Genomic DNA, 24,170 nt, shown 5'->3' with positions numbered 1-24,170 from the left:
TGATGAAATGGACAAAATTTACAGTTATTAGCGCTCTGATGCTAAGCACAATGGCATCTACTACAGTTATGGCGGCTGGAGATAAAGAGGCGGCTCCTGATTTTACAACACGTACATATCATTCGCTTGAAGTGAATGAAGACATTTTAGCTACTTCACAATTATTTAAATACGATTCCGGGCTGACTTTTGAATATCCTGATGCAGTGAGAGGTATTTTTGTAACGGGACATTCTGCTGGCGGCGAGCGTTTTGAAAAACTGGTTGATTTGATTGATACAACAGACTTGAACGCCATGGTCATCGATTTCAAAGAAGATATGGGTTATTTGACATATAAACCCGAAGAAGGCTCGCCGCTCGCTAAACTAGGCATCGGGCAGCCTTTTATGAAAGACCCACGGGCAGTTCTGGAAAGAATGGAAGAAAAACAGATTTACCCGATTGCGCGAGTGGTTGTTTTTAAAGATTCGGAATTGGCCAATGCAAAACCCGAGCTTTCCTTTGTTGAGGGCAACGGGGTTTGGAAAAATGGACGAGGCGAATCGTTTGTAAATCCATTCTTAAAAGAGGTATGGGATTATAACGTCCAAATTGCGATTGAAGCTGCAAAACTTGGCTTTAAGGAAATCCAATTTGATTATGTGAGATTCCCTGAAGGATTTGAAAAACGGGCAGATACTCTCCAATATTCGATGGGAGAATACGAAAACTCGGAATTAGATCCTGTCCAAAGAAGAGTGGAAGCAGTCACGGATTTCGTGGCATACGCAAGGGAGCAGCTTAAACCGTATGATGTTGAAGTGTCAGTCGACATCTTTGGCTATTCGGCTACGCTGCCAGAAGCACCTGGAATTGGACAAAACTTCTCGAAGATCTCTGAGAATGTGGATGTCATTTCATCTATGATCTACCCTAGCCATTGGACTTCTTATTTCGGAATTGCCAAGCCGGATTTAGAGCCGTATAAATTAGTTTCGGAATACGCAAAAGTAGAAAATAAAAAGCTGGGCGAATTGAAAGATCCACCTGTATCCCGTCCTTGGCTTCAAGATTTTACAGCTTCCTATTTAGGAGCAGGAAATTACTTGAACTATGGAAAAGCGGAAGTGGAAGCACAGATCAAAGCATTACATGATAATGGAATTGAAGAATATCTTCTATGGAATGCTGGCAATAGTTATTCGACTGGCGTCGATTATACACCTGAATAATGGAGCAGCATGATGCAGCCGCAAGAGGAAAAGCGCCAAATTCCTCTTGCGGCTTTTTAGTGAATAAGAAAAATAAAAGATTCCGGACTTTTTCTCAAGCAGACGAAACTATTTAAAAGGTGAAACGTACTATAAAGAGAAGACTTTATTTTCAAATCTCCAATTGTAATTGAGAATAATTTTTTTTACAATAGGGTTTAATAGGGACAGGATGCGGGTATTTTTAATAATATGTACGAGAGATTGAAGCCGTGAAATTATAACGATAATGTGACAAACTCTACAAAAGTAATAGTTTTTTTGTCTAAGGTATGTTCAATTGAAAGCTAATATTGTATAATGAATGTAGAGCTTCTATATTATAGTGATTCTAATTTAATAAATTTCTAATATGATTTAACCTGAATCCGAAAGGAAGTGTTCCACTATGATGGTAACTCTATTTACTTCTCCAAGCTGCACGTCTTGCCGGAAAGCAAAAGCGTGGCTAGAAGAACACGAAATTCCATATACTGAACGCAATATATTTTCTGAACCGTTAACGATCAGCGAGATCAAAGAAATCCTTCGCATGACAGAAGATGGAACAGATGAGATAATTTCGACTCGTTCGAAAATTTTCCAGAAATTAAATGTTGATGTTGAGAGTCTGCCTCTTCAACGCTTATATGAGTTAATCCAAGAGCATCCTGGATTATTGCGCCGTCCTATTATCATGGATGAAAAGCGTCTGCAAGTTGGATATAATGAAGACGAAATTCGCCGTTTCCTTCCGCGCAAAGTTCGTGCTTACCAATTGCTCGAAGCGCAGCGTATGGTGAACTAAAAAAGCTACGAAAGCTGTCCAGTCTTTATGAACTTTCATAAGGAAATCATGGGCAGCTTTTCTTTATCTAAAATAGTTGCATAATTTGGTGAAATAATCTAGACTCTTATGTACTTAAGAGTTACTAAATGATTCAGGCAGAAACTTTTTCTTCTCTTAAGAAACACGATATACTAGTATTAGTAACACAAGCACGGCATATAAGGACGATCCTCTTAGTCCATTTCGAAAGGAGAGGTGTAAAATGGAAATCGAAAGAATCAATGACAATACAGTTAAATTTTACATTTCCTATCTCGACGTTGAAGAACGGGGTTTCAGCCGTGATGAAATATGGTTTAACAGAGATAAAAGTGAAGAACTTTTTTGGGAAATGATGGACGAAGTGAATGAAGAGGCTGACTTTGTAATGGAAGGGCCTTTATGGATTCAAGTCCAAGCTATGGATAAAGGACTTGAAGTTACAGTTACTCGTGCACAATTGACGAAAGACGGGCAGAAGATTGATATGCCTGATGATATAGAAGAACGCCGCAAAATGTTTTCAAGTGATGATCCCAATACAGCTGATTTCGATGAATTCGAACCGGTATTTGATGAGCCGGATCTGAAGAAACTTGAATTTACTTATGCATTTACCGAAGTAGACGAGTTATTGCCAATTGCCCGGCGCTTAATGTATGTGCCGATTGAAACTGCTTTGTATCATTTTGAAAACAAGTATTATCTTCATGTGAGCTTTGATGACCTGCTGCATTCAGAAGACGACGTCAAAGATAACACCAGCATCATTTCCGAGTACCTACAAAGTTCGCCTCTGACAATCCATCGTTTAGAGGAATATGGCAAAGAGATCTTTAAACAAGACGCTTTGTCGAATGTACTTTATTATTTCGGATAAAATCCCCTTTGCAGGGGATTTTTTTATTGCTTATATCCGGAAATATTCTTACAATTGAGCGGGAGGTGTTTTCGATATTAATCGCATCATTAGCGGATCGATCCATCATAAATCTTGCTCATTTTAAACAAAAGGAGAGTTTGCTTGCTCTTCGGGAAAAAGAAGTTTTTTATTGTACCCAGTGTTTTACGCCGGTCGTTTTAAAGGTCGGTGACATTAAAATCCCCCATTTCGCCCATAAAACGCTTTCAGGTTGCGACTATTCCAATGAACCTGAGTCCTCTTTGCATCTTCATGGCAAACTTTCACTTCATCAATTCTTCCAAAAACATCAGTTACAAAGTGAACTTGAGAAATTCCTGCCCGCCATTCGCCAACGTGCAGATTTGCTCGTAGAAGGACAGACGGCGATTGAATTTCAATGCAGTACGATTCCTCCGAATAAAGTAATTCAGCGGTCAACAGGCTATTCACAGCTAAAAATTGATCCAATCTGGATCGGCGGCTTAAAAAACCCTCCAAACGAATCAATCCAAGAAATCCGGCTGAAAGCTTATGAAACTGAATTGTTTCAGCGAAAAGATAAAAACCCTTATTTACTGGCTTTTTGTCCTGATGACAATCGGTTTTATTATTATTCAAACTTGTTTTACGTTAGCGGCAGCCGAAGGATTGGAAAGGTCAAATCCTTGGAAGCTTCACGCCAATCGTTTCCTTTTGCTGTGCCTAGGCGCTTAAGTAAAGAGGAATTCAGCCACGTTTGTGTTCTTTTCTCAAAAGTACGCCTTCAATTTATCCAGAGTCAACTGTTTGCGAAGAACAGGATGCGCAATCCTTTTTGGCGTGCGTGCTATGCGCTCCAGCTGGATAGGGACAGGCTGCCGGACTCAATCGGCCTCCCGTTTATTGGTGCAAGCATTTTCCGGCAGCATGCCGTGTTGTGGCAACTATTGGCCCTTGAGGCATTCAAGCTACAAGTGCCGATGTCTGAGTTAGTCGAAAGCGGAAAAGTTTTATTGGCAGATCCGCGATATTTCGGTGAAGCAGTAAAATTATTGGAGCAATATATTGAGATTTCCATTATTTTGACCGGACAGTCAGATAACTTTACAAGAACACTTGAGCTTTTATATGATAACTATTGCAATAGCGTATGAAGATTGAGAAAATAAGCTATAGTTCGACTCCCGAAAGAGCGGGAAAAGGAGGAAATGGAATGGCTGAAAAATTATTGCTCAGAGATGAAGTACCTGCAGAACTTACATGGAAACTGGAAGATATATTTGAAACCAATGAAGCATGGGAACAAGAATTTAAAGAAGTGGCGGAACTCGCGGAGAAATCTGAGTCCTATCAAGGAAAATTGAAAGACGGGGCAAACGCTTTGTACGAAGTGCTGGTGTATAAAGATGAATTGATCCAGCGCCTGCAGCGTTTATATACGTTTTCGCATATGCGTTATGACCAGGACACGACGAATTCAACTTATCAGGCAATGGACAGTCGCATCAAAGCATTTTATGCAAAAGTGGCGACAGGCTTGTCGTTCTTGACTCCTGAAATTTTGGAACTTGAAGAATCAACTTTAAATGCATTCATTGAAGAGCATGAGGGATTGAAATTGTACAAACATGCCCTTGAAGAATTGAACAATATGCGTCCGCATGTATTGCCTGCGGAACAAGAGGCTTTGCTTGCGCAACTTTCCGAAGTGGCGAACTCTTCGTCTGAAACATTCGGCATGTTGAACAATGCAGATTTGGAATTTCCAGAAATAGAAAATGAAAAAGGGGAAAAAGTGCAGATTACCCACGGGAATTATTCGAATTTCCTTGAAGGCACTGACCGCCGAGTACGAGAAGATGCATTTAAAGCGGTATATGCGACTTATGGCAAATTCCGCAATACCTTTGCTTCGACTTTATCCGGAAACATCAAACGTGATAACGTAAATGCACGCATCCGCAAATACGAATCTGCTCGCCAGTCTGCTTTGTCCGATGATCATATTCCAGAAAGCGTTTATGATAATTTGGTAGAGACAGTCAATAAGAACCTTCACCTTCTCCACCGCTATGTGAAATTGCGCAAAGAAGTTCTAGGGCTTGACGAAGTCCATATGTGGGATATGTACACGCCGCTGGTCAAAGAAGTGAAAATGGAGATTCCGTATGAAAAAGCCACAGAAATCATGCTTAAAGGCCTTGAAGCGTTAGGTGAGGAATACACCGGGATTGTGGAGCACGGCATCAACAACCGCTGGGTAGACGTCAAAGAGAATAAAGGGAAACGGAGCGGTGCATATTCTTCAGGCGCTTACGGCACGAACCCATATATCTTGATGAACTGGCAAAATAACGTCAATAATCTTTACACATTGGCACACGAGTTTGGACATAGTGTCCACAGTTACTATACGCGCGCGAACCAACCTTATGTATATGGAGATTATTCGATTTTCGTAGCTGAAGTTGCTTCGACGACGAATGAAGCTTTGCTGAATGAATACATGGTACGGACAACTGAAAACGACCAGGAAAGAATGTATTTATTGAACTACTGGCTGGACGGTTTCCGCGGCACTGTGTTCCGCCAAACGATGTTCGCAGAATTCGAGCATTTGATCCATAAGATGAACCAGGATGGGGAGGCTTTGACGGCTGACCGGTTAACGGAAGTCTATTATGGCTTAAACAAGAAATATTTCGGGGAAGATGCCGCAATCGACGAAGAAATCGGTTTGGAATGGACGCGGATTCCGCATTTCTACTATAATTATTATGTGTTCCAGTACGCTACAGGGTTCAGTGCAGCTACAGCCCTCAGCAAAGGAATCTTAGAAGAAGGGCAACCGGCAGTGGATCGCTACATCAACGAATTCTTAAAAGCAGGAAGCTCGGATTATCCGATCGAAGTGCTGAAAAAAGCAGGCGTTGATATGACATCGCCTGAACCAGTGGAAGAAGCTTGTAAAGTTTTCGAGCAAAAACTCGACGAGCTGGAAAAACTATTATTGAATAAGTAAAAGTTCAAGAAGCCGGGAAACCAACCGGCTTCTTTTATTTTTTGTATATTAAAATTATGAAAAAGGAGGTATAGTCACTGATATTTACAGCAATATGACAAATTTGTGAAATCCTTTGTGAAATATTGCATTAACTATTATTCCATGATAAAGTAAGGTTGTGAAATAAATCACATACAAACATACACCCCTTTGTTTGAGCGTGAACATTTCTCCCATCCCCTTTGTGTAATACCGAAAGGCGCCTTCCGGACGTGGACGGCGCCTTTCACTTTGCCAAAAATTCCAGATGAATAGAAAAAATAGCCTTTCGCATATGCGAAAGGCTATTTTAATGTCCACAAGGTTTGGCCTGGCAAATTAATGCGTTCAAGTTTTTGCTGAAGCAATTGCTTTTTCAATTCCCGTTCTGCATTTTGCTCAGAAATATTATAAATAGAAGCAATTTCACCCGTTGCCATCGTAGAGTATTTGATAAATAATTCATCCAAAGAAGGCGGAGACTGTCGATTTAAATTTTCTTCTCCTGACATTTCTTGAAGAATCGTTTGATAAACATCATATGAATAAAGTCCAGATACTTTTACTCCTTCGTCTTCAATGCATTCATTGAAGAAAACGATGCTAGGCACTTCGTCGATTTCCATTTCCCGCGTAATCTGCAAATCGCATTGGAACGCTTTGGCCGTATTGACAGAGTGGAAATCCTGCTTGAACTCCTCTAAATCCAATTCGGATTCGCTCGCAATTGTTAGCAAAACATCATAAGAAGAAACATCTTTTGCCTTCAACAAGAGATGCTCCTGAAGTTTATGCAAGAAGCGGTTGCCTGCGCGTCTACCCTGGAGTTCTGCAGCTTTTACGGCTACGGAAGCCAGGACGGGATGGGAAAGATTTTCGGTATCGATATTCGGTGCTTCTGCAGCTTTGTTCAAATTAAACAATTTGGTACTTAAAACGAATCGCATTGAAAAGTAATGGCCATATTCAATTTGAAGTTTACGGACGATCGATTGAAGCGCCCAGCACTGCGGATTTAAGGGGTCAAGAAAAATGTAAAGTTCCATGGGCTTTGCCGGCTTTGGGATATCCGGGCTTTCCTGAGTCAGATCTAATTGGTTCACACTAACTCCTCCTCGCTATCTTGCTCATTCACCATGTGGTGAGCAGTCAAAACAAGACGTTGGTAAAAGACTTCGCGGAATTTACCGGTCAATTCCACTTCATCCATTGCTTCACTCATGCACTCAAGCCAAGCCTGTGCCCGTTCCGGCGTAATCGGAAATGGATGATGGCGTGCCTTTAACCGCGGATGGCCGTGCTCTTCAGAATATATATTGGGTCCACCTAAATATTGAGTCATAAATTGTTTTTGTTTTCTAGCTGTTTCAGTAAGATCCTTAGGAAAAATAGGCTGCAGCTTTGGATGCTTTGCCACTCGCGAATAGAACGCGTCAATTAACTGTGACAAGCGTTCCGCACCAATTTCTTCGTACGGAATAATCGGTTTTCCAGTCATTATTGAGTCTCCTTTGCTTTAGCTGTAGATTCATTCTATCAACGCAACGGAAATTTCTCAAACAAATCGATTGAAAGTGGAAAAGATAGGAAATAAGGATGGATTAAATTCATGTAAAAGGTTTTATGGATTTCATAAAACGCGCAATTTTCTTATCGGCAGGACGCACAGGGATTTTCTGTGTAGTCAGGAAATCCAAAAACTGTTTGCGGCCGACTTCAGCATTTTGGACTTCGAATTCCAATTCGTAGTCTTCAGCCTGGCCATACTCCGAGTGGTCGATAACCAATAAGCCGTCTTTATAAGGAAACTCTACGCGATGGGTCGTTAAAGTCCCGAATCGTTCAAGGTCTTTTTCATTTACGCCCAATTCTTTTAAGGCTGCTTTCACTTCCAGCGCTTCAAAAGAATGGCCGTCTAGCATCTTTTCGGCTTGCATGGGTGTTAGAGAATCCGTAATTTCATAATTCCCCTCAGGAGCAGGAGTTTTCAATGTGCATTCATAATCCTCATTTTTCACACGAATCCGCAATGCGCAGCGTTTCGCTTTTAAGCTGAAATCTTTCGTATCGAAATAATGGTTCGTCTGTGTTTTAATTTCTTCAGCCTTTACTTCAAAAGCCTCCAATAAACGATTGTATTCATTTTGTTCCAGCATGTTTTTGTATTCGATTTCAAGTTCTTTTGTCATTCCGGCTTCACCTCATCATTCTTATTTATTATGGGATAATTTTTGCCAAACTGCAACGGACACGAGAGCTGTGTTAAAATATGACTATAGATTAAAACTGGAAAGGATGCATCCCTTTGCGTAAATTAGTAGAAGTATCAGAGGGTCTTTTCGAAGGCCAAAACATTCAATTTAAAGTGAATGCGGCAGAACCTGCAGAAGCGGTTGAAGCTGCCGGGAAAATGCTGACAGATACAGAAGCCTGTGCTTTTGTTTATGTAGTCGATACCGGCGCCGAATATATTTATGTCCATTTCAAAGACCATATATGGCCGCTTTTAGCGGAAGCGCTTAAGCAGACGGATGTTGTTCCTCTGCTCGTTTGGGGTAAACAAATAATGCCTCTAGATGCATTCCATGAAGAACTGGGCATGCTGCTTGAAAACATCGAAGGCAATGATAATTATGCGGAGGATTTCCGCATTGCAGTCGAAGCTGTTTTCCATGAGGCACTTGCTTCACAAGCATAAAGAGGAGTAAGGAGGATTGGGTATGGGCCAATGGGATCGTTTTTTAGCACCGTATAAACAAGCGGTTGATGAATTGAAGATTAAATTTAAAGGGATGCGCCAGCAATTTGAAACGGATAATACGAATTCGCCAATTGAGTTTGTTACCGGCCGTGTAAAGCCATTGGCGAGCATATACGATAAAACACTTGAAAAAGGGATCGCTTTTGAACCGTCGGAGGAATTGGCGCATCAAATGCAGGATATTGCCGGACTTCGCATGATGTGCCAATTTGTCGGAGATATACAGACCGTAGTCACGCTTTTGCGCCAACGGAATGACTTGCGGATCGTTGAAGAGAAAGACTACATCTCCCATGAAAAACAAAGCGGCTACCGCTCATATCATGTAATTGTGGAATACCCAGTCCAAACCATCAATGGCGAAAAGCTGATTCTCGCTGAAATTCAAATTCGGACACTCGCGATGAATTTTTGGGCATCGATTGAGCATTCGTTGAATTATAAATACAAAGGCGTTTTCCCGGAAGAAATCAAAAACAGGCTCCAGCGCGCTGCAGAAGCCGCATTCCAACTGGATGAAGAAATGTCGCAAATCCGGGACGAGATCCAGGAAGCCCAAGCTTACTTCACCGAATTCAAAGAATCCGCGGGTACACATTTTCCTACAGGAAGAGAAGGGGGACAATCAAAGCGATGAAATATTTTATCATATCGAGAACCGATGATCTTTCAAATGAATTAATGGCGACTGCACGGGAGTATTTGCAGGACTTTGGATTGGAATGGAGCGAAGAGGCGCCGGATGTCGTGCTATCCATTGGGGGAGATGGGACCTTCCTGCACGCTTTTCACAAATACCGGGATCAGTTGGACACAGTGGCTTTTGTCGGAATACATACAGGCCATTTAGGGTTCTATGCGGATTGGAAACCGATTGAAATTGAGAAATTAGTATTGTCGATTGCGAAAAAAGAATACGAAGTGATCGAGTATCCTTTGCTTGAAGTCAGCATCCACTATTTAAACAAAGCCGAACCTTCTGTTTACTTGGCATTGAATGAATCAACGGTCAAATCCCCTGATGTTACCTTAGTGATGGATGTCTTTTTGAATGAAGGGCATTTCGAACGCTTCAGAGGAGACGGACTATGCATGTCTACACCTTCCGGTAGTACGGCTTATAATAAAGCTTTGGGCGGAGCCATTATCCATCCGTCGCTGCACGCTATGCAGTTGACGGAAATGGCGTCCATCAATAACCGCGTTTTTCGTACAGTCGGCTCTCCATTAGTGTTGCCAGCCCACCACCGATGTGCACTTCGGCCGGTGAAAGCACCAGATTTCATGGTGACAGTCGACCACCTGCAATTGCTTCATAAAGACGTGAAGTCGATCGAATACCGGGTGGCTGAGGAAAATGTCCGGTTTGCACGGTTCCGCGCGTTCCCGTTTTGGAGACGCGTACACGATTCATTTATCGATAGCGAGGTTTAAAAGTGGAACAAATGACAGCATTTCAATTAACTTATAACGTGAAAACTTCCATGCTCCTGCGTGATGCGTTAAGCGGCTGGGGGATTTCCAAGCGGACTTTGGCATCAGTGAAATATGGCGGTGGAAAGATACTGGTCAACGGTCGTGAAGTAACGGTCCGGCATGTCGTTGAAAAAGACGATGCCGTGACCGTTATTTTTCCTAAAGAGGAATTAGGTGGAGGGCTGCAGGCGGAAAGCGGTCCTTTGAATATCATTTATGAGGACGAGGCTTTATTGATTGTAGACAAACCGCCGCTTCAAAACACGATACCTTCAAGAGAACATCCTTCAGGCAGCCTGGCCAATATCGTCGCAAAATATTTTGAAGACCACGGCGTACCAGCGACGTTGCATATCGCCACGCGTCTTGACCGGGATACTTCAGGGCTTGTATGCATCGCGAAAAATCGCCATATCCATCATATGCTCTCGATGCAGCAAAAAGAAAAAGTTATGAAACGGCAATACGATGCACTGGCACATGGATTTTTTACAGAAGAAAAGTTTACGATCACTGAGCCGATTGGCCGAAAAAACACGAGCATCATTGAACGGGAAGTCCGTGAAGACGGACAGTTTGCAGAAACTGAAGTGGAAGTGATTCAGCAATTCGACGGATATGCCCGCGTGCAGCTGCAATTGAATACGGGAAGAACCCATCAAATCCGCGTGCATTTAGCTCACATCGGCCATCCTTTAGTTGGCGATGATTTATATGGCGGTACCCGAGAAATCATCCCACGCCAAGCATTGCATTGCAGTAAGCTGCTTTTGCTGCACCCTGTAACCGGAGAAAAATTAGTCTTTTCTTCGCCATTAAACGAAGATATGAAGCAATTGATTCACGTATAACGGTGGAATTTTTCCGGCTGGAAGGGCTGCCTAGAAGGAACGGAAACGAATTCCTTCTCAGGGAAGCGAAATGCAGTGAGCGCGCCGCCAAAAACACAGCCGGTATCGATATTGGCCGTTCGGTTAATTTGATAAGGTTCTTCTGTGGGCGTGTGCCCGTAAACAATCCATTTAGCCCCTTGGTAATTTTTCGCCCAGTCTCTTCTGACAGGCCGTCCATCTGCATGGAATTTGCCGGTAGTGTCTCCGTAAAGAACAAAAGCCGCAATGCCTTTGCTTATTTTTGCTCCGATCATTTCTTCTTTGATGCCGGCATGGGCAACGACAAGGTCTGGGCTAAGCTGTTGATAGAGCGGCAGCTTTTCGTAGAATTGCAGATAGCGGGACCGGAACTCCGATTGCTCCTTTTTCGGCAGACGCTGCCACTCAGCAAGCGTATTTTCAAGGCCATGGCTGATCTGGACTTTGTTGCCTTTAAAAAAACGATAAAGTTTGTTGCAATGGTTTCCGGGGGAATAGTATAGGATGTCTGCGTCTTGCATCTTAAATAAGAGATGCAGAACATCAAGAGAGGCAGGACCGCGGTCCATGGCATCTCCTACAAACACAAGGCGACGGTTGTCTGAATGCCGGTAAAGGCCACCTTCTTCCAGGTAGCCAAGCTCGTTCAGCAAATCGAGAAGTTCCTGGTAGCATCCATGAATATCGCCAATAATATCAAATCCCATAAAAAACACCTCTTTAATCTTGATTATCTTTATACATAGTGTAACGTATAGAATGGTGAAATTGTGTGTTGAGATTAGGGAAGGAGGGAGTACACCAGATGGAAGAAATGAACCATAATGATCGTGAAATGGATAATGAAATGCTTTTGGATCTTCTGAAGCAAGGAGACGTTGAAGGCTTCAGGGATAATTTCTTAACGCATCATCCATATGACCAGGCTACATTTTATGAAAAAGCAGATCAAGATATCCGGCATTTGATGTATCAGTATCTCTCTCCGAAGGAAATGGCGGATATTTTTGAAGCCATTGAAATTGATGACGATGAATACGAAGATCTTTTCAAGGAAATGAATGTCAATTATGCATCCGATTTGCTTTCGTATATGTATACAGATGATGCAGTTGATATTTTGAACTTGCTGAACAAAGAACAAGTGGCTACCTATTTGACGATTATGGAAAAAGAGTCAGCAAGGCAGATTAAAGATTTGCTTCACTACGAAGAATATACGGCAGGTTCCATCATGACAACGGAATTCGTTTCGATTCCGAAAAATTCCACCGTCCGTTCCGCGATGAACATTTTGCGGAATGCAGCGCCTAATGCTGAAACCATTTACTATGTTTTCGTAGTCGATGAAGACAAACGCTTGTCTGGGATTGTTACGCTCCGGGATTTAATCGTTTCGGATGAGGATACGTTGATCAGTGCAATTATGAATGAACGGGTAGTCAGTGTTTCGGTCAGCGAAGACCAGGAAGAAGTTGCGCGCATGATCAAAGACTATGATTTCTTGGCGATACCGGTAGTCGATTTTCAGCAGCATTTGCTCGGCATCATCACAGTCGATGATATCATCGACGTTTTGGACGAGGAAGCTTCAGATGATTACTCCAAACTTGCCGCAGTTTCCGATATGGATACGTTCGATAAAGGCCCATTTACGGCAGCTAAAAAACGGTTGCCTTGGCTGATTTTGCTGACATTCCTTGGGATGCTGACGGCCAATTTGATGGGGATGTTTGAAGCGACGCTTGATAAAGTGGCACTTCTCGCAGTTTTCATCCCTTTAATTGCCGGGATGGCGGGAAATAGCGGAACTCAAGCTTTGGCGGTTGCCGTCCGCGGGATTGCGACAGGCGATATCGAGGAAGAAAGCAAGATGCGTTTATTATTCCGGGAGGCGGGAACCGGTTTGATCACGGGAATCGTTTGCGGAGCGGTAGTCGTAGGCTTGGTGTATTTTTGGAAAGGTGAACTGCTGATTGGTGCTTTAGTCGGGGCGGCGGTATTCGGTTCAATATTTGTAGCCACTTTAGCAGGTTCTTTTATCCCTCTGTTAATCCACCGCCTAAAAATCGATCCAGCTGTAGCTTCAGGGCCTTTTATCACTACTTTGAATGATATTATCTCCATCTTGATCTATTTAGGATTGGCAACTACATTTTTGGGGCAACTATAGAAAAGTGCGAATTGCACTTTTCTTTTTTATGAGGTAATATTAGTACCAGGTATTAATATTAAGTTTTGAAAGCTTATTTGCAAAATGCCATTGAAAATAAGAAATAGAATTGCAGGAGGAATTGGGATGTCGATATCATTAGAAGGCAAAACATACGTAATCATGGGAGTAGCCAATAAACGAAGCATCGCATGGGGGATTGCACGTTCACTGGATCAATCAGGAGCCCGCCTTATTTTCACTTATGCAGGAGAACGATTTGAGAAATCGGTTCGCGACCTTGTCGCTACACTTGAAGGAAACCACGACCTCATTTTGCCGTGTGACGTAACAAACGATGAAAGTGTGGAGAACTGTTTTTCTTCTATTAAAGAACAAGTCGGCACGATCGATGGGTTGGCGCATTGCATCGCTTTCGCTAAGACGGAAGAGCTTGCAGGGAATTTCTCGGATACATCGAGAGACGGTTTCTTATTAGCCCAAAATATCAGTTCGTACTCATTGACGATTATTGCGCGCCATGCGAAACCGCTTATGTCAGAAGGCGGCAGCATCATCGCCCTTACGTATATCGGCGGCGAACGCGTGATGCCGAACTATAACGTCATGGGCGTAGCAAAAGCTTCTCTTGAAATGTCTGTCCGCTATTTAGCAGCTGATCTTGGACGCCAGGGAATTCGGGTCAATGCCATTTCTTCAGGACCGATCCGTACGTTGTCTTCAAAAGGGGTAAGCGATTTTAACAGCATCCTTCATGAAATCGAAGAAAAAGCGCCGCTTCATCGCAACACGACGCCAGAAGAAGTCGGCGATACAGCTGTCTTCCTTTTCAGCAATATGTCTCGGGGCATCACGGGTGAAACAATCCACGTAGACAGCGGCTACCATATCCTATAAATGAAAAAAAAAAACAGGCCATCGCATAAAAAGCGATGGCCTGTTTTTACATAACGTTTTTTTCCATGGCACGATGGGGAATCCCGGCGTCCAGGAATTCGGGTGAAGTTACAGTGTAGTTCAATTTTTCATAAAATGGAATGGCGTATGACTGGGCATTGAGCTTTAAAGTCAGAAGCCGGGCTTTGCGCGCGTATTCCTCCATTTCATTCATCATTAATACTCCGACATGCAAACCACGATATTCCGGAAGAACGCAAACGCGTTCAATTTTTCCAACGCCCATTTCCGTTTCCCGGATGCGTCCTGCTGCAATGGGTTGTTCCAATTCATAGCCGATAAAATGGACCGCTGTATCATCATACTCGTCCAACTCAAGATGTACGGGTACACCTTGTTCTTCCACAAATACTTTTCTTCTGATATTAAAAGCGTGTTCTTTTTCTAAAGGGGTTTCGGCGATTTTAGCTTTCTGCAATTATTGCTCATCTCCTGTTAAACGGAATGTGTCATAAACCGTCCACGATCCGTCTTCCAGTTGATAAAGAAGGTGGATACGATCAATGACTTCTTCATGGTTGATGCCGACCATTTTCAATTGGCCAAAGATATCAGCATGCTCGGAATCGGACATTTTTTGGGCGATTGTGATGTGCGGCACAAAGGAAAAGCGTGGCGCACCACCGAAAAAGTCAGAATGAAGGTCTTCATGCAAAGCAGCAATTTCGGGATTGTCTTCAATTCTGAAATAAAGCGTATTCGTCAACGGTGCAAAGCTGCTGACCCGTGTCGCATGGATGTTAAACGGCTTATGGCGTTTTGCGATTTTCGTAAGTTCTTCTGAAATATCTTTAATCTCAGCATCATCCGCTTCAAAAGCGTCCTTGAGCGTCATATGGGGCGTGATCTGCTCGTAATGCGGATCGTACCGCATGCGGTATGAGTTTGCTAAATCTTGAAGTTTTTTGGATGGGAAAGCGACAATTCCGTATTTCATAAAATGACCTCCTCGTCAGTAATTCCTATTTCTTAATTTATTATACCAAAAGAAACTTGAAAATTGTGAATGGCCGGTCAAACACCGAAATTTTGTATAAGTGCCCGTTTTAAATCGGGCTGCCAGTGTTTCCAAGTATGATCTCCATCGAATTCTTCATAGAAAACGGAAAATCCTTTATCTTGCAGTAATTTGTTCAAAGCCCGATTAGGCTCAAGAAAGTCAGCAGTCCCGCCATTGCTTAGTTTTACGGCTGTCTCACCAGTTCCAATCACATGGTAAACCGTGAAAGGATGAGCGGATTTAAAATTCGTTACTTTCTCCAATAACTCATCGCCGACTTTTGGCGATTGGAGAATGACTCGGCCAAAGATGTTCGGGTAGGTTAAAGCGGCACTCAATGAAACCGTAGCTGCAAGTGAATCGCCGATTAAAGCTCTGCCCATGCCCACTTGGTAAGTCGGATACTTTTCGTCAAGGAAAGGAACGAGTTCATGGGCTAAGAAACGAAGGTAAGCTCCGTGCTGTTCGCCGGTCGGTTCGTATTTCATGCTGCGTTCCTTTACACTTTTATAAGGAATGCCCACAAAAATAATATTTTCGATTTCCTTATTCTCTAATAATTCATCAGCTACCCGCGGTGCACGGCCTAATTGGAAATAGTCTTTACCGTCAGATGCGATGACTAATGTATATTTATATAAAGGCGAATAATTATGGGGCAGGTAAACCAATAATTGCATGTCCTCTTGCAACGCCTCACTGTAAATCGTTAAATCTTCCACTGTGCCTCTGTTCATAGATGAGCCTCCTATACTATTCTGTACGAAAATTGTAACATATTCATGGTACAAGGTATAATTAGTAAGAACGCTAAATTGGAAAGGGGATTTTTAGTATGGATGGTGGGAAATTCCGAGTACATTCAGAAGAAGTGACAAAAGCAACTCATGAAGCTCTGGCTCGACGCGGAGTAGAAGTAGAGGAGATTGCGAAAATCGTTTTGGAAATGCAATTGCCTTATAACGAAGGCTTAACGATTGCCCATTGCATAGAATCAGTGGAAAGCGTACTTCGCAAACGGGAAATGCAGCATGCCTTGCTGGTCGGCATTGAATTGGATGAGCTCGCAGAACAAGGGAAACTTTCAGCTCCATTGCAGCAAATCGTCGGAGCGGACGAAGGGCTTTTCGGAGTCGATGAAATGATCGGCTTAGGCGCAGTTCTGACTTATGGCAGCATTGCCGTTACTACTTTTGGGCATCTCGATAAAAACAAAGTAGGCATCATCCGCAAATTGGATACGAAAGTCGGGGGAGCAGTACATACGTTTCTCGATGATTTGGTCGCGAGTGTCGCGGCTTGTGCTTCGGCCCGTATCGCCCATCGCACTCGGGATTTGGAAGAGCAAGGCAAAACATTTGAAGATTTGAGTCCGGAAGATACAGCGCCGGAAACACATGTAGACGGCGCAGAAATTTAATGTGAATTGACTGAACGCTGCCCTTAGTTTCTTTATTCTCAAAAATCAGTTTGACTCCTAGATACAAAGTCATGTTATGATAGAATTGGAAATATAGAAACATTCAAACAAAGGGGAGGTCATTTTATGTTGAAAAAGAAATTTGGTCTATTTGCAGCTGTAGCACTTGCAGGATCTGTGTTCCTTGCAGGTTGTGGAGATGACACGGCTAGCGACAGTGGAGACGGCGGCAGTTCTGGCGGTTCAGCAGATCCGGAATTCCTAAGCATCTTAACAGGTGGGACGACAGGAACGTACTATCCGCTTGGCGGAGCAATGGCTACAATTATTGAAAATGAAACAGGAATTGATACAACAGCTGAAGTTTCCCAAGCATCTGCCGCCAATATGACAGCGCTTGCGGACGGAGATGCACAAATCGCATTTGTCCAAACCGACACAGCTTTTTATGCAGCTGAAGGATCGAATATGTTCGAAGGAGAAGTCATCGATACAGTTTCAGCGATCGGAGCACTTTATCCGGAAACGATTCAATTGGTAACGACTGCAAATTCCGGCATTACTTCTTTTGATGATTTAGCAGGCAAGAGCATTTCTGTTGGAGCGCCTGGTTCAGGTACTTATATCAACGCAGAGCAATTGCTTGAAATCCACGGCATGACAATGGAAGACATCGAAGCACAGAATCTTGACTTCGGCGAATCCCAAGAAAGTCTGCAAGCTGGCCAAATCGATGCGGCATTTATTACTGCCGGGACACCGACAGGAGCAGTTGAAAGCTTAAGCGCAACTTCGGATGTAGTGATTGTACCAGTAGCAGAAGATAAAGCTGCGGAATTAATTGAAAAATACCCTTACTATGCGACGGATACAGTGCCATCCGGTACTTATGGTTTGACTGAAGATGTACCGACAGTGTCGGTGCTTGCAATGCTAGTCGTACAAAATGATCTTTCCGAAGATCTCGTATACGACATGACAAAAGCGATTTATGAAAACACGGATCAGATTCAGCATGCTAAAGCGGCATTCATCAAACCGGAAACGGCACTTGATGGTATCGGAATCGATGTCCACCCAGGTGCACAAAAATACTTTGATGAAGCAAATCAATAAGCGGTCCAAAATAATAGGCGATAAAGCGAAAGCTTTATCGTCGTTATTTTTGTAGAGATTCAAATTTAGAAGAGGAGAACTAAGATGCCTAAAAAGACAAATCAGTGGATTCTTCTTTCGGTGCTAGCCCTCATTCTTATCCTCGCTGCGATCATTTTTATTCCAATAGAAAAAAGAATCGTTTTTATCGATAATCGGGAAGGCACATTGACAGCTTTCATTAAAGCGGAAAATCATGCTTTTCAAATCAACTATACGCATTCCATCCATCTTTCTGAAGTGTTGGAAAGCTATAAAATATTGCCGGACAATAGAATCCGGATGGTGGAATTGGAATATGAAGATTTTAACATCGGCATGCCTTCCAATGCAGGAGAAGGAGAGACCTTTGTCGAAAAAGATGGAAAATACCTAATCACGAATATGAAAAGAGAAGTTGACGATTTTCGGCTGTTTGTCGGTGACGTTGACGCTCATCTGTTTTTCTTGGCAGATGGGCATCAATACGATTTAAAAAAGACGCTGGAGCGGGGGAAATCCTATACCATCAAAGTCCAGCGCGTTTCATTATTTGAGCAACTAGAAGGAGTGAGTCTAAATGAGCGATAAACGTACGCCGGAAGAACGGGAAACAATGAAACTCCCGCCAGAAGATGAACATTACATTTCGGAAGAAAAACAAAAAGAGATTTTGCAAAAATACGATCCGGAATCCAATACACGTGATTTAGCAGGAATCATGAAACATATTGTGTTTTTTGGCTTGTTAGCATTCTCCATTTTCCAGCTTTACACCGCGATTTTCGGTCAATATACGGCTTATATACAGCGTTCCATCCACTTAGGATTTGCATTGTCGCTTATATTTCTGCTATTTCCGGCAGTAAAGCGTAAAGGCATAAAACATAAAGTCGCCATTTACGATTATGTTCTGGCATTACTCGCGATCGGTGTCGGTTTATACTGGCCCATCATGTATGATGATTTAGTATTCCGGCTCGGACGTGTAACGGAATTGGATCTTATTGTAGGAATTCTGGCGATTTTGCTGACGCTTGAAGCAACTCGCCGCGCAGTAGGGTTGCCAATCACGGTCATTGCTTCGGCTTTCTTGGCCTATGCCTTTTTTGGCCCTTATTTCCCGGGCTTTTTAAAACATAGAGGACAGGATTTAGATTCTGTCATCCAGTTGATGTTCTATACGACTGATGGGATACTCGGTACACCAATCAGTGTTTCCGCTACCTTTATCTTTGTCTTCCTATTATTTGGGGCTTTCCTGGTGAAAACGGGAGTAGGGCAATATTTCAATGACCTCGCTGTTTCACTTGCCGGCCATTTGACTGGTGGCCCTGCTAAAGTGGCAATTTTCTCTAGTGCTCTCCAAGGAACAATTTCGGGGAGTTCTGTAGCGAACGTTGTAACTTCGGGGTCTTATACGATTCCGATGATGAAGAAATTAGGCTACAAGAAAGAATTTGCAGGAGGCGTTGAAGCGGCTGCTTCGACAGGCGGGCAATTGATGCCGCCGATCATGGGAGCTGCTGCCTTCTTGATGGTTGAATTTATCGGTGGTGTTACGTATTGGGAGATTGCAAAAGCAGCTGCCATTCCGGCACTTCTTTACTTTACCGGTGTTTGGATCATGACCCACTTCGAAGCGAAGCGAATCGGCTTAAAAGGGCTAACGAAAGAAGAAATGCCGAACCGCAAAGAAGTCTTGAAGAAAATTTATCTGCTTTTGCCAATTGTTGCAATTATCGTTTTCCTCTTAATTGGAGTTCCGACGATGCATGCTGCTCTTTATGGCATCGTTTTGACAATTTTTGTAAGTGCTTTTGACAAAGAAACTCGCTTAGGATTTAAAGACATAGTCCATGCGCTTGTGGATGGGGCGAGAACTGCGCTAGCAGTAGCAGCGGCGACTGCAGCTGCTGGTATTATTGTTGGGGTGGTTGTAAAGACCGGTCTTGGCTTGAGCTTAGCGAACGGACTTGTTTCTGCTTCAGGCGGAAATATCCTCTTAACGCTCTTCTTTACAATGCTTGCAGCAATTGTCCTAGGAATGGGTTCGCCGACTACGGCAAACTACGTTATTACATCGACCATTGCGGCACCGGCGATCATCACTTTGCTGATGATCGGTGAACCGGCAGGAGCGGCAGTGCCATTAGTGATTGCCTTGTCTGCGCATTTGTTCGTTTTCTATTTCGGCATCATCGCCGATATTACACCGCCGGTTGCACTTGCAGCCTTTGCGGCTTCTGGGATCTCCGGAGGCGAACCGATCAAGACCGGGTTTATAGCCGCAAAACTCGCGGCCGCCGCGTTTATTATCCCGTACATGTTTGTATTGAATCCAGCTTTGCTGATGATCGATACTACGGTCCCTCAATTAATCATCGTCTTAATCACGGCGATTGCAGGGATGTTAGCGATCGGAGCCGGATTGATCGGATTCTGGTACCGGAAATTGTATTGGTTTGAACGCATTCTTGCAGTAGCTACCGGGTTGGCATTGATTTATCCGGAAGGTTATTCAGATGCAATCGGGGCAGTCGTATTCATCGTCCTATTCGTCATCCAATGGCTTGGGCGCGAAAAGAAAGAAGTAAGAACTTCTGAAGCATAAAAGAAAATCCGGCTGGAAGCATTCGCTTTCAGCCGGATTTTTTGGTATGGAAAAAGCCATCACATAAATGTGATGGCTTTTTGTAGCAGGCTCTGTTCCTAAAGCCTGCTGCGGGTTTGGCACCCAATGATTCCTACTGGGCTCGAACCAGCGACCTCTACCCTGTCAAGGTAGCGCTCTCCCAGCTGAGCTAAGGAATCTCAATTTCCAGGACAAATATAATTATATCGCGCCCCGGATAAAAGTCAATACTTTATTCGTTGAGAAAGATGCACCATTCGGTTTGGGCTTTTTCCTGCCGAATGGACCAGCATTCGAGTGCAATGCCCTTCCCTTGAAAGGGCTCAAATTCTAAGCTGAGCCGGGCAAATAAAGGTCCCCAAAAAGGCGGGGCGATATTATTGATGACAGTCGCATGCGGCACCCAGTGATCCGGCAAATAGTAATGGTTTTGGCCGGAGAATTCGCGAGTGGACAGGTCCACTGCCCGGTGCAATTCGGCCAAGCTTTTTGTGAAAACCGGAGCCAGGAAGAAACTGCCTTGCTGTTTGAAAAAGCCAAGCGAATCGAAGGAAAGCGGCAGCTGCTGAAAAGATCCTGCCCACGATTCAATCGCTTTTTTCAGTTCCAGCGGATGCGCTTGTGTATAGGTTTGCAGTGTAATATGCGGCGGGAAAATCTGGTTTGGGTTGATGCTTACCGTTTTGGCTTGATTTTGCAGATTTTCAATGACGCCGGATGATTGATAATCGAACCTTAAAACAATAGCTTGCATAAATATCCTCCTAAGTCAGCTCCCGGTGCTTCTAAAACCGGCATCTTGTGCTTCTTGTTCTGTGCAGAACCATTCTTCTGGATTGGTCTGTTCATAAGAGCTTTGGCCGGGCATATGGTAGATCTTGCTGCCGCTGCGGCTTATATTCCCTTTAATCGTGCATTTTTTATCGTAGGATTGGCTAGAAGACGGTGCAGTCGATCCGTAAGCCGATGCGTTAAATCCGCGGTCGGTTGCATAATAGTCATATTCCCAAATACCGATCCCTTTATCTTTGGCTTGTTCTTCCACTTCCTTGAACTCTTCGACGTAGCGGGTGTTTGGCGGATAGATATAAGCGACACGCGCCAATCCGGATGCAAGCATCTGTTCCTGGACACTTTCTCCGTCCACATAAATATACGCGAGGAGCCGGTCGTAATCATCGTAACGGCCGCCTTCATCAAATTCAATCGAAACATCTCCGGAATCGATGATGCGTTTGTTTTCGGCAGTGGCTTCTGCACCGAGCGGCTGTTTGCCGATTGTCGGATGATTGGTTTCCGGTGTATCGACAAGCAAATAACGCACTGTCTGTGTTTTTCCTTCAAAATCGATTTTTATCGTATCGCCATCGATAACAGAAACGACATCCACGGGGATAAGGGCTGAAGAAGAGCTGCTTTCTTCTTCAGAGTCCGGAAAAGTGCAAGCGCCCAATAGAAGCGACAATAAAATCATTCCGATTAATTTTTTCATTTAAATCCCTGCTTCCATTTTTTCATTATATTTTGAATAGGTCCGGCTTGCAATCGAAAATACGTTCGGCTACGTTTAGAAAAAAGGAGGGTTTCTATGGAAATCACTTTGCCATTCACTTACGATTTTGATCGGACGCTCGAGCGCTTATCACTAGACCCGCTTCATGCAATCGATCTATCAGAAAAAGCGGTCAGGCTGCCGATGCCGGAAGGGAATATTGTGAAAGTAAGAGCGACGGGTTCAACTCATCAACCCAGCTTTGAAATTGTAGGGACGAAACCGGATCAACTCCGAGAAATCAAACATATTTTTCATTTTGACCGTTCACTGGAACCTGTATATGAGCATTACCAGAAGACGAATCTTGCCCAGCTTTTTCACGAACATCAAGGGACGCCGTTAGTGCGTGAATTTTCTTTATATGGTTCTTTAATGAAAAGCATCATCCATCAGCAATTGAATCTTTCTTTTGCCCATACATTGACAAGCCGGTTTGTCCAGAATTTCGGAGAAGAAAAGGAAGGGGTCTGGTTTTATCCAAGCGCCGAGAAAATAGCGAAGCTTGAACCCGCAGACTTAAGAGAGCTGCAGTTTAGTACAAGAAAAGCGGAATATGTCATCGGCTTATCCAAAGCGATTGCAGCCGGCACTTTGAGGCTTGATGAAATGGAAAACCGGACAGATGAAGAGATTACTTCTGAACTGATCGCTTATAGAGGCATTGGCCCTTGGACGGCGCAAAGTTTTCTCATGTTCGGTTTAGGGCGCCCTAATCTATTTCCTTTAGCGGATATCGGACTTCAAAATGCCTTGAAAATCGAATGGCAACGAAGCGAAAAGCCGGAAAAAGAAGAAATCGCTTTACATTTTCCGGACTGGGAGCCTTATTTATCGTATGCCGCTTTGTATTTATGGCGAAGCATCGAATAAAAATATGCAGATTAAAACGCCTTTTCCATTAGTAATCGAAAAGGCGTTTCTATGTACGAATGCGGCAAAGTACGATAATTGATGCTGCCAATTAAGCGTGGTTCTCCATGTCGATTGAGGACGTTGGGGCGAAGTACAAAAAGGACTCCTGTTCAAGATCCGCCAACTTATCTTTGTTCAATCCCACTTCAAGTTCTCCAGAAAAAATAGGTTCCCACCAGTTTGCTTGTTTTTCCATGATCAATTCCTCCTTCGAATTTTCTGTCTTTATTGTTTGACTATTCTATACCCCAAAAGGTTACACTATTAAACAGGTAGTCAAAAATTAAGCCAAAGGGCCTTTGGAAAAGAGGGGTTAGATGATAACAATCGGCATTGTGGGAGCTGGAATCGTAGGCGAACGGATCATCAAGCAAATGCTGCAGGAGACAGGCATTGAAATTCGCGGACTTTACGATGAGCAGCCAGACAGATTGGCTGCTTTGGAAAAAGAATACAAGATTCCTGTCTACGAGTCTTTGGAAGCGCTGCTGCATGCGGACATCGATTGGCTGTACATCGGGACACCGCCGGCATTCCACGCAGAAATTGCCATAAAGGCAGCGCGCACTGGCGTAAATATTTTATGCGAAAAGCCGCTGGCGCACAACGCGGCAGCTGGAGAACAGATGGCGCTTGCAGCCAATCAGAACCGGATCCATACAGCAATGCATTTTCCGCTCATGTATTCACCGGCTGTCCACGAAATGGTCAGACGAATCCGCAATAAAAGCATCGGCAAAATTGTCCGCATTGAATTGCAGACCTTCTTTCCGGATTGGCCGCGTCCGTGGCAGCAAAATCCTTGGATTGCTTCAAGAAGCCAAGGTGGATTTGTGCGGGAAGTATTCCCCCATTATTTGCAATTGATCAATCGGATATTCGGCGGCCTGACAATCCAGTCCCACCAAATTACGTATCCGGAACAGCAAGAACTATGTGAGACGGGTATTATCGCGCATGGCCATTCCGCTGGAGCAATCCCGCTATTGCTTACAGGCATCAGCGGCACGGCGCAAAAAGAATTGCTGGAATTCAAAGTGTACGGAGAAAAAGGCGTATTAACACTCCAAAATTGGTCGGAGCTTTATCTTTCAGAAAAGTACGAGGAACGAAAGCGCCTCGCTGATTTCCCATTAGTACCGAGCTTGTTTGATTCGATGCGGGAGCAGTCGACTTTTCTTGTTCCATTTGAAGAAGGGCTGACAATTCAGCGGCATATCGACCAGCTTCTTGGATCCAAGTGATTTAGGGCTCAATGTAAAGGGTAAAGAGTTTAAGGTGAGACTTT

At 43.5% G+C, this 24,170-nt stretch carries 27 protein-coding genes and 1 tRNA gene; 17 read left to right on the top strand and 11 right to left on the bottom strand.

The window, feature by feature from the left end; genetic code table 11:
- The first annotated feature begins 38 nt into the window (after positions 1-38).
- From AC2EXB_RS13505 to pepF, 5 genes are all read left to right on the top strand, one after another.
- Positions 39-1,214 (top strand): putative glycoside hydrolase, encoded by a 1,176-nt coding sequence (locus AC2EXB_RS13505; protein ID WP_483604753.1) that lies wholly within the window; start codon positions 39-41, stop codon positions 1,212-1,214.
- 430 nt (positions 1,215-1,644) lie between these two features.
- Entirely contained in the window at positions 1,645-2,040 is a 396-nt protein-coding gene (spxA, locus tag AC2EXB_RS13500) for a transcriptional regulator SpxA (protein ID WP_006829729.1), read from the top strand.
- A gap of 244 nt (positions 2,041-2,284) precedes the next feature.
- On the top strand, positions 2,285-2,941 hold the full coding sequence (gene mecA / locus AC2EXB_RS13495; RefSeq protein ID WP_483601963.1) for an adaptor protein MecA: 657 nt from the start codon (positions 2,285-2,287) through the stop codon (positions 2,939-2,941).
- Positions 2,942-2,967: 26 nt separating this feature from the next.
- Positions 2,968-4,098, top strand: coding sequence for a competence protein CoiA (locus AC2EXB_RS13490; protein ID WP_483601962.1), 1,131 nt, complete (start codon positions 2,968-2,970; stop codon positions 4,096-4,098).
- A 59-nt stretch (positions 4,099-4,157) separates the two neighbouring features.
- Entirely contained in the window at positions 4,158-5,966 is a 1,809-nt protein-coding gene (gene pepF / locus AC2EXB_RS13485) for an oligoendopeptidase F (RefSeq protein WP_483601961.1), read from the top strand.
- A 326-nt stretch (positions 5,967-6,292) separates the two neighbouring features.
- Here pepF and AC2EXB_RS13480 read toward each other — a convergent pair whose 3' ends face one another.
- The 3 genes from AC2EXB_RS13480 to AC2EXB_RS13470 all read right to left on the bottom strand — a co-directional run bounded on the left by AC2EXB_RS13480 (position 6,293) and on the right by AC2EXB_RS13470 (position 8,176).
- Positions 6,293-7,090 carry a ClpXP adapter SpxH family protein gene (locus AC2EXB_RS13480; protein ID WP_483601960.1) on the bottom strand — a complete coding sequence of 266 codons (798 nt, stop codon included), beginning with the start codon at positions 7,088-7,090 and terminating at the stop codon, positions 6,293-6,295.
- The gene (locus AC2EXB_RS13475) at positions 7,087-7,485 is read right to left on the bottom strand and encodes a globin domain-containing protein (RefSeq protein ID WP_235196746.1); all 399 of its coding nucleotides are present in this window, start codon (positions 7,483-7,485) and stop codon (positions 7,087-7,089) included. The genes AC2EXB_RS13480 and AC2EXB_RS13475 overlap by 4 nt, the downstream gene beginning before the upstream one ends.
- Positions 7,486-7,594: 109 nt before the next feature.
- Positions 7,595-8,176: a CYTH domain-containing protein gene (locus tag AC2EXB_RS13470; RefSeq protein ID WP_483601959.1), complete on the bottom strand. Its 582-nt coding sequence runs from the start codon at positions 8,174-8,176 to the stop codon at positions 7,595-7,597.
- Between the two features lie 116 nt (positions 8,177-8,292).
- Here AC2EXB_RS13470 and AC2EXB_RS13465 point away from each other — a divergent pair, with 116 nt between their 5' ends.
- Genes AC2EXB_RS13465 through AC2EXB_RS13450 form a run of 4 tightly spaced genes read left to right on the top strand, consistent with a single transcriptional unit; the run spans position 8,293 to position 11,075 of the window.
- Positions 8,293-8,685, top strand: coding sequence for a UPF0738 family protein (locus tag AC2EXB_RS13465; RefSeq protein ID WP_483601958.1), 393 nt, complete (start codon positions 8,293-8,295; stop codon positions 8,683-8,685).
- A 22-nt stretch (positions 8,686-8,707) separates the two neighbouring features.
- Positions 8,708-9,385: a GTP diphosphokinase gene (gene yjbM / locus AC2EXB_RS13460; protein ID WP_285835933.1), complete on the top strand. Its 678-nt coding sequence runs from the start codon at positions 8,708-8,710 to the stop codon at positions 9,383-9,385.
- Positions 9,382-10,182, top strand: coding sequence for an NAD kinase (locus AC2EXB_RS13455; RefSeq protein WP_235196741.1), 801 nt, complete (start codon positions 9,382-9,384; stop codon positions 10,180-10,182). The genes yjbM and AC2EXB_RS13455 overlap by 4 nt, the downstream gene beginning before the upstream one ends.
- An 11-nt stretch (positions 10,183-10,193) precedes the next feature.
- Entirely contained in the window at positions 10,194-11,075 is an 882-nt protein-coding gene (locus AC2EXB_RS13450; protein ID WP_483601957.1) for an RluA family pseudouridine synthase, read from the top strand.
- Here AC2EXB_RS13450 and prpE read toward each other — a convergent pair.
- On the bottom strand, positions 11,066-11,803 hold the full coding sequence (prpE, locus tag AC2EXB_RS13445) for a bis(5'-nucleosyl)-tetraphosphatase PrpE (RefSeq protein ID WP_483601956.1): 738 nt from the start codon (positions 11,801-11,803) through the stop codon (positions 11,066-11,068). The two genes, AC2EXB_RS13450 and prpE, sit on opposite strands and share 10 nt — an antisense overlap.
- Before the next feature lie 98 nt (positions 11,804-11,901).
- On the opposite strand from prpE, the gene mgtE reads away from it, so the two are divergent.
- Both mgtE and fabI read left to right on the top strand, forming a co-directional pair.
- A complete protein-coding gene (gene mgtE / locus AC2EXB_RS13440; RefSeq protein WP_483601955.1) occupies positions 11,902-13,269 on the top strand; it encodes a magnesium transporter in 1,368 nt (455 codons plus the stop codon).
- Between the two features lie 126 nt (positions 13,270-13,395).
- A complete protein-coding gene (gene fabI, locus AC2EXB_RS13435; RefSeq protein ID WP_483601954.1) occupies positions 13,396-14,166 on the top strand; it encodes an enoyl-ACP reductase FabI in 771 nt (256 codons plus the stop codon).
- Between the two features lie 46 nt (positions 14,167-14,212).
- Here fabI and AC2EXB_RS13430 read toward each other — a convergent pair whose 3' ends face one another.
- From AC2EXB_RS13430 to AC2EXB_RS13420, 3 genes are all read right to left on the bottom strand, one after another.
- On the bottom strand, positions 14,213-14,644 hold the full coding sequence (locus tag AC2EXB_RS13430; protein WP_483601953.1) for a GNAT family N-acetyltransferase: 432 nt from the start codon (positions 14,642-14,644) through the stop codon (positions 14,213-14,215).
- Positions 14,645-15,163, bottom strand: coding sequence for a YjcG family protein (locus tag AC2EXB_RS13425; protein ID WP_235196738.1), 519 nt, complete (start codon positions 15,161-15,163; stop codon positions 14,645-14,647).
- Between the two features lie 77 nt (positions 15,164-15,240).
- Positions 15,241-15,963 carry an alpha/beta hydrolase gene (locus AC2EXB_RS13420; RefSeq protein WP_483601952.1) on the bottom strand — a complete coding sequence of 241 codons (723 nt, stop codon included), beginning with the start codon at positions 15,961-15,963 and terminating at the stop codon, positions 15,241-15,243.
- A 98-nt stretch (positions 15,964-16,061) separates the two neighbouring features.
- On the opposite strand from AC2EXB_RS13420, the gene AC2EXB_RS13415 reads away from it, so the two are divergent.
- The 4 genes from AC2EXB_RS13415 (at position 16,062) to AC2EXB_RS13400 (ending at position 20,394) form a co-directional block, all read left to right on the top strand.
- Positions 16,062-16,646 (top strand): phosphatidylglycerophosphatase A family protein, encoded by a 585-nt coding sequence (locus AC2EXB_RS13415; protein ID WP_483601951.1) that lies wholly within the window; start codon positions 16,062-16,064, stop codon positions 16,644-16,646.
- A gap of 126 nt (positions 16,647-16,772) precedes the next feature.
- Positions 16,773-17,762 carry a TAXI family TRAP transporter solute-binding subunit gene (locus tag AC2EXB_RS13410; RefSeq protein ID WP_483601950.1) on the top strand — a complete coding sequence of 330 codons (990 nt, stop codon included), beginning with the start codon at positions 16,773-16,775 and terminating at the stop codon, positions 17,760-17,762.
- An 84-nt stretch (positions 17,763-17,846) separates the two neighbouring features.
- Positions 17,847-18,371, top strand: a complete 525-nt coding sequence (locus AC2EXB_RS13405; RefSeq protein ID WP_483601949.1) for a DUF1850 domain-containing protein — start codon at positions 17,847-17,849, stop codon at positions 18,369-18,371.
- On the top strand, positions 18,361-20,394 hold the full coding sequence (locus AC2EXB_RS13400) for a TRAP transporter permease (protein WP_483601948.1): 2,034 nt from the start codon (positions 18,361-18,363) through the stop codon (positions 20,392-20,394). Before AC2EXB_RS13405 ends, AC2EXB_RS13400 begins: the two co-directional genes overlap by 11 nt.
- 127 nt (positions 20,395-20,521) lie before the next feature.
- Here the strand turns inward: AC2EXB_RS13400 and AC2EXB_RS13395 are convergent.
- The 3 genes from AC2EXB_RS13395 to AC2EXB_RS13385 all read right to left on the bottom strand — a co-directional run bounded on the left by AC2EXB_RS13395 (position 20,522) and on the right by AC2EXB_RS13385 (position 21,907).
- A tRNA-Val gene (locus tag AC2EXB_RS13395) sits at positions 20,522-20,594 on the bottom strand.
- A 53-nt stretch (positions 20,595-20,647) separates the two neighbouring features.
- Positions 20,648-21,169 (bottom strand): 2'-5' RNA ligase family protein, encoded by a 522-nt coding sequence (locus AC2EXB_RS13390; protein ID WP_483601947.1) that lies wholly within the window; start codon positions 21,167-21,169, stop codon positions 20,648-20,650.
- Positions 21,170-21,184: 15 nt separating this feature from the next.
- Entirely contained in the window at positions 21,185-21,907 is a 723-nt protein-coding gene (locus tag AC2EXB_RS13385) for a thermonuclease family protein (protein WP_483601946.1), read from the bottom strand.
- A 96-nt stretch (positions 21,908-22,003) separates the two neighbouring features.
- On the opposite strand from AC2EXB_RS13385, the gene AC2EXB_RS13380 reads away from it, so the two are divergent.
- Positions 22,004-22,840 (top strand): DNA-3-methyladenine glycosylase family protein, encoded by an 837-nt coding sequence (locus tag AC2EXB_RS13380; RefSeq protein ID WP_483601945.1) that lies wholly within the window; start codon positions 22,004-22,006, stop codon positions 22,838-22,840.
- Between the two features lie 91 nt (positions 22,841-22,931).
- Here AC2EXB_RS13380 and AC2EXB_RS13375 read toward each other — a convergent pair whose 3' ends face one another.
- On the bottom strand, positions 22,932-23,078 hold the full coding sequence (locus AC2EXB_RS13375) for a hypothetical protein (protein ID WP_235196729.1): 147 nt from the start codon (positions 23,076-23,078) through the stop codon (positions 22,932-22,934).
- Positions 23,079-23,199: 121 nt separating this feature from the next.
- On the opposite strand from AC2EXB_RS13375, the gene AC2EXB_RS13370 reads away from it, so the two are divergent.
- Positions 23,200-24,126, top strand: coding sequence for a Gfo/Idh/MocA family protein (locus AC2EXB_RS13370; RefSeq protein ID WP_483601944.1), 927 nt, complete (start codon positions 23,200-23,202; stop codon positions 24,124-24,126).
- Positions 24,127-24,170: the final 44 nt, after the last annotated feature.

Source organism: Planococcus alkaliphilus (assembly GCF_057031095.1).
Note: the sequence above shows the minus strand (reverse complement) of the source record. Positions and strands in the feature narration are given on the sequence as shown.

What these genes read in the sequence shown, in the direction of transcription:
- AC2EXB_RS13415 (WP_483601951.1), top strand. Translation starts at nt 16,062, where the DNA reads ATGGATGGTGGGAAATTCCGAGTACATTCAGAAGAAGTGACAAAAGCA.
- AC2EXB_RS13380 (WP_483601945.1), top strand. Translation starts at nt 22,004, where the DNA reads ATGGAAATCACTTTGCCATTCACTTACGATTTTGATCGGACGCTCGAG.
- AC2EXB_RS13405 (WP_483601949.1), top strand. Translation starts at nt 17,847, where the DNA reads ATGCCTAAAAAGACAAATCAGTGGATTCTTCTTTCGGTGCTAGCCCTC.
- mecA (WP_483601963.1), top strand. Translation starts at nt 2,285, where the DNA reads ATGGAAATCGAAAGAATCAATGACAATACAGTTAAATTTTACATTTCC.
- AC2EXB_RS13425 (WP_235196738.1), bottom strand. Translation starts at nt 15,163, where the DNA reads ATGAAATACGGAATTGTCGCTTTCCCATCCAAAAAACTTCAAGATTTA.
- AC2EXB_RS13455 (WP_235196741.1), top strand. Translation starts at nt 9,382, where the DNA reads ATGAAATATTTTATCATATCGAGAACCGATGATCTTTCAAATGAATTA.
- fabI (WP_483601954.1), top strand. Translation starts at nt 13,396, where the DNA reads ATGTCGATATCATTAGAAGGCAAAACATACGTAATCATGGGAGTAGCC.
- AC2EXB_RS13505 (WP_483604753.1), top strand. Translation starts at nt 39, where the DNA reads ATGCTAAGCACAATGGCATCTACTACAGTTATGGCGGCTGGAGATAAA.
- AC2EXB_RS13470 (WP_483601959.1), bottom strand. Translation starts at nt 8,176, where the DNA reads ATGACAAAAGAACTTGAAATCGAATACAAAAACATGCTGGAACAAAAT.
- AC2EXB_RS13420 (WP_483601952.1), bottom strand. Translation starts at nt 15,963, where the DNA reads ATGAACAGAGGCACAGTGGAAGATTTAACGATTTACAGTGAGGCGTTG.
- AC2EXB_RS13450 (WP_483601957.1), top strand. Translation starts at nt 10,194, where the DNA reads ATGACAGCATTTCAATTAACTTATAACGTGAAAACTTCCATGCTCCTG.
- AC2EXB_RS13475 (WP_235196746.1), bottom strand. Translation starts at nt 7,485, where the DNA reads ATGACTGGAAAACCGATTATTCCGTACGAAGAAATTGGTGCGGAACGC.
- AC2EXB_RS13370 (WP_483601944.1), top strand. Translation starts at nt 23,200, where the DNA reads ATGATAACAATCGGCATTGTGGGAGCTGGAATCGTAGGCGAACGGATC.
- AC2EXB_RS13385 (WP_483601946.1), bottom strand. Translation starts at nt 21,907, where the DNA reads ATGAAAAAATTAATCGGAATGATTTTATTGTCGCTTCTATTGGGCGCT.
- AC2EXB_RS13375 (WP_235196729.1), bottom strand. Translation starts at nt 23,078, where the DNA reads ATGGAAAAACAAGCAAACTGGTGGGAACCTATTTTTTCTGGAGAACTT.
- yjbM (WP_285835933.1), top strand. Translation starts at nt 8,708, where the DNA reads ATGGGCCAATGGGATCGTTTTTTAGCACCGTATAAACAAGCGGTTGAT.
- pepF (WP_483601961.1), top strand. Translation starts at nt 4,158, where the DNA reads ATGGCTGAAAAATTATTGCTCAGAGATGAAGTACCTGCAGAACTTACA.
- AC2EXB_RS13410 (WP_483601950.1), top strand. Translation starts at nt 16,773, where the DNA reads ATGTTGAAAAAGAAATTTGGTCTATTTGCAGCTGTAGCACTTGCAGGA.
- AC2EXB_RS13400 (WP_483601948.1), top strand. Translation starts at nt 18,361, where the DNA reads ATGAGCGATAAACGTACGCCGGAAGAACGGGAAACAATGAAACTCCCG.
- mgtE (WP_483601955.1), top strand. Translation starts at nt 11,902, where the DNA reads ATGGAAGAAATGAACCATAATGATCGTGAAATGGATAATGAAATGCTT.
- AC2EXB_RS13390 (WP_483601947.1), bottom strand. Translation starts at nt 21,169, where the DNA reads ATGCAAGCTATTGTTTTAAGGTTCGATTATCAATCATCCGGCGTCATT.
- prpE (WP_483601956.1), bottom strand. Translation starts at nt 11,803, where the DNA reads ATGGGATTTGATATTATTGGCGATATTCATGGATGCTACCAGGAACTT.
- spxA (WP_006829729.1), top strand. Translation starts at nt 1,645, where the DNA reads ATGGTAACTCTATTTACTTCTCCAAGCTGCACGTCTTGCCGGAAAGCA.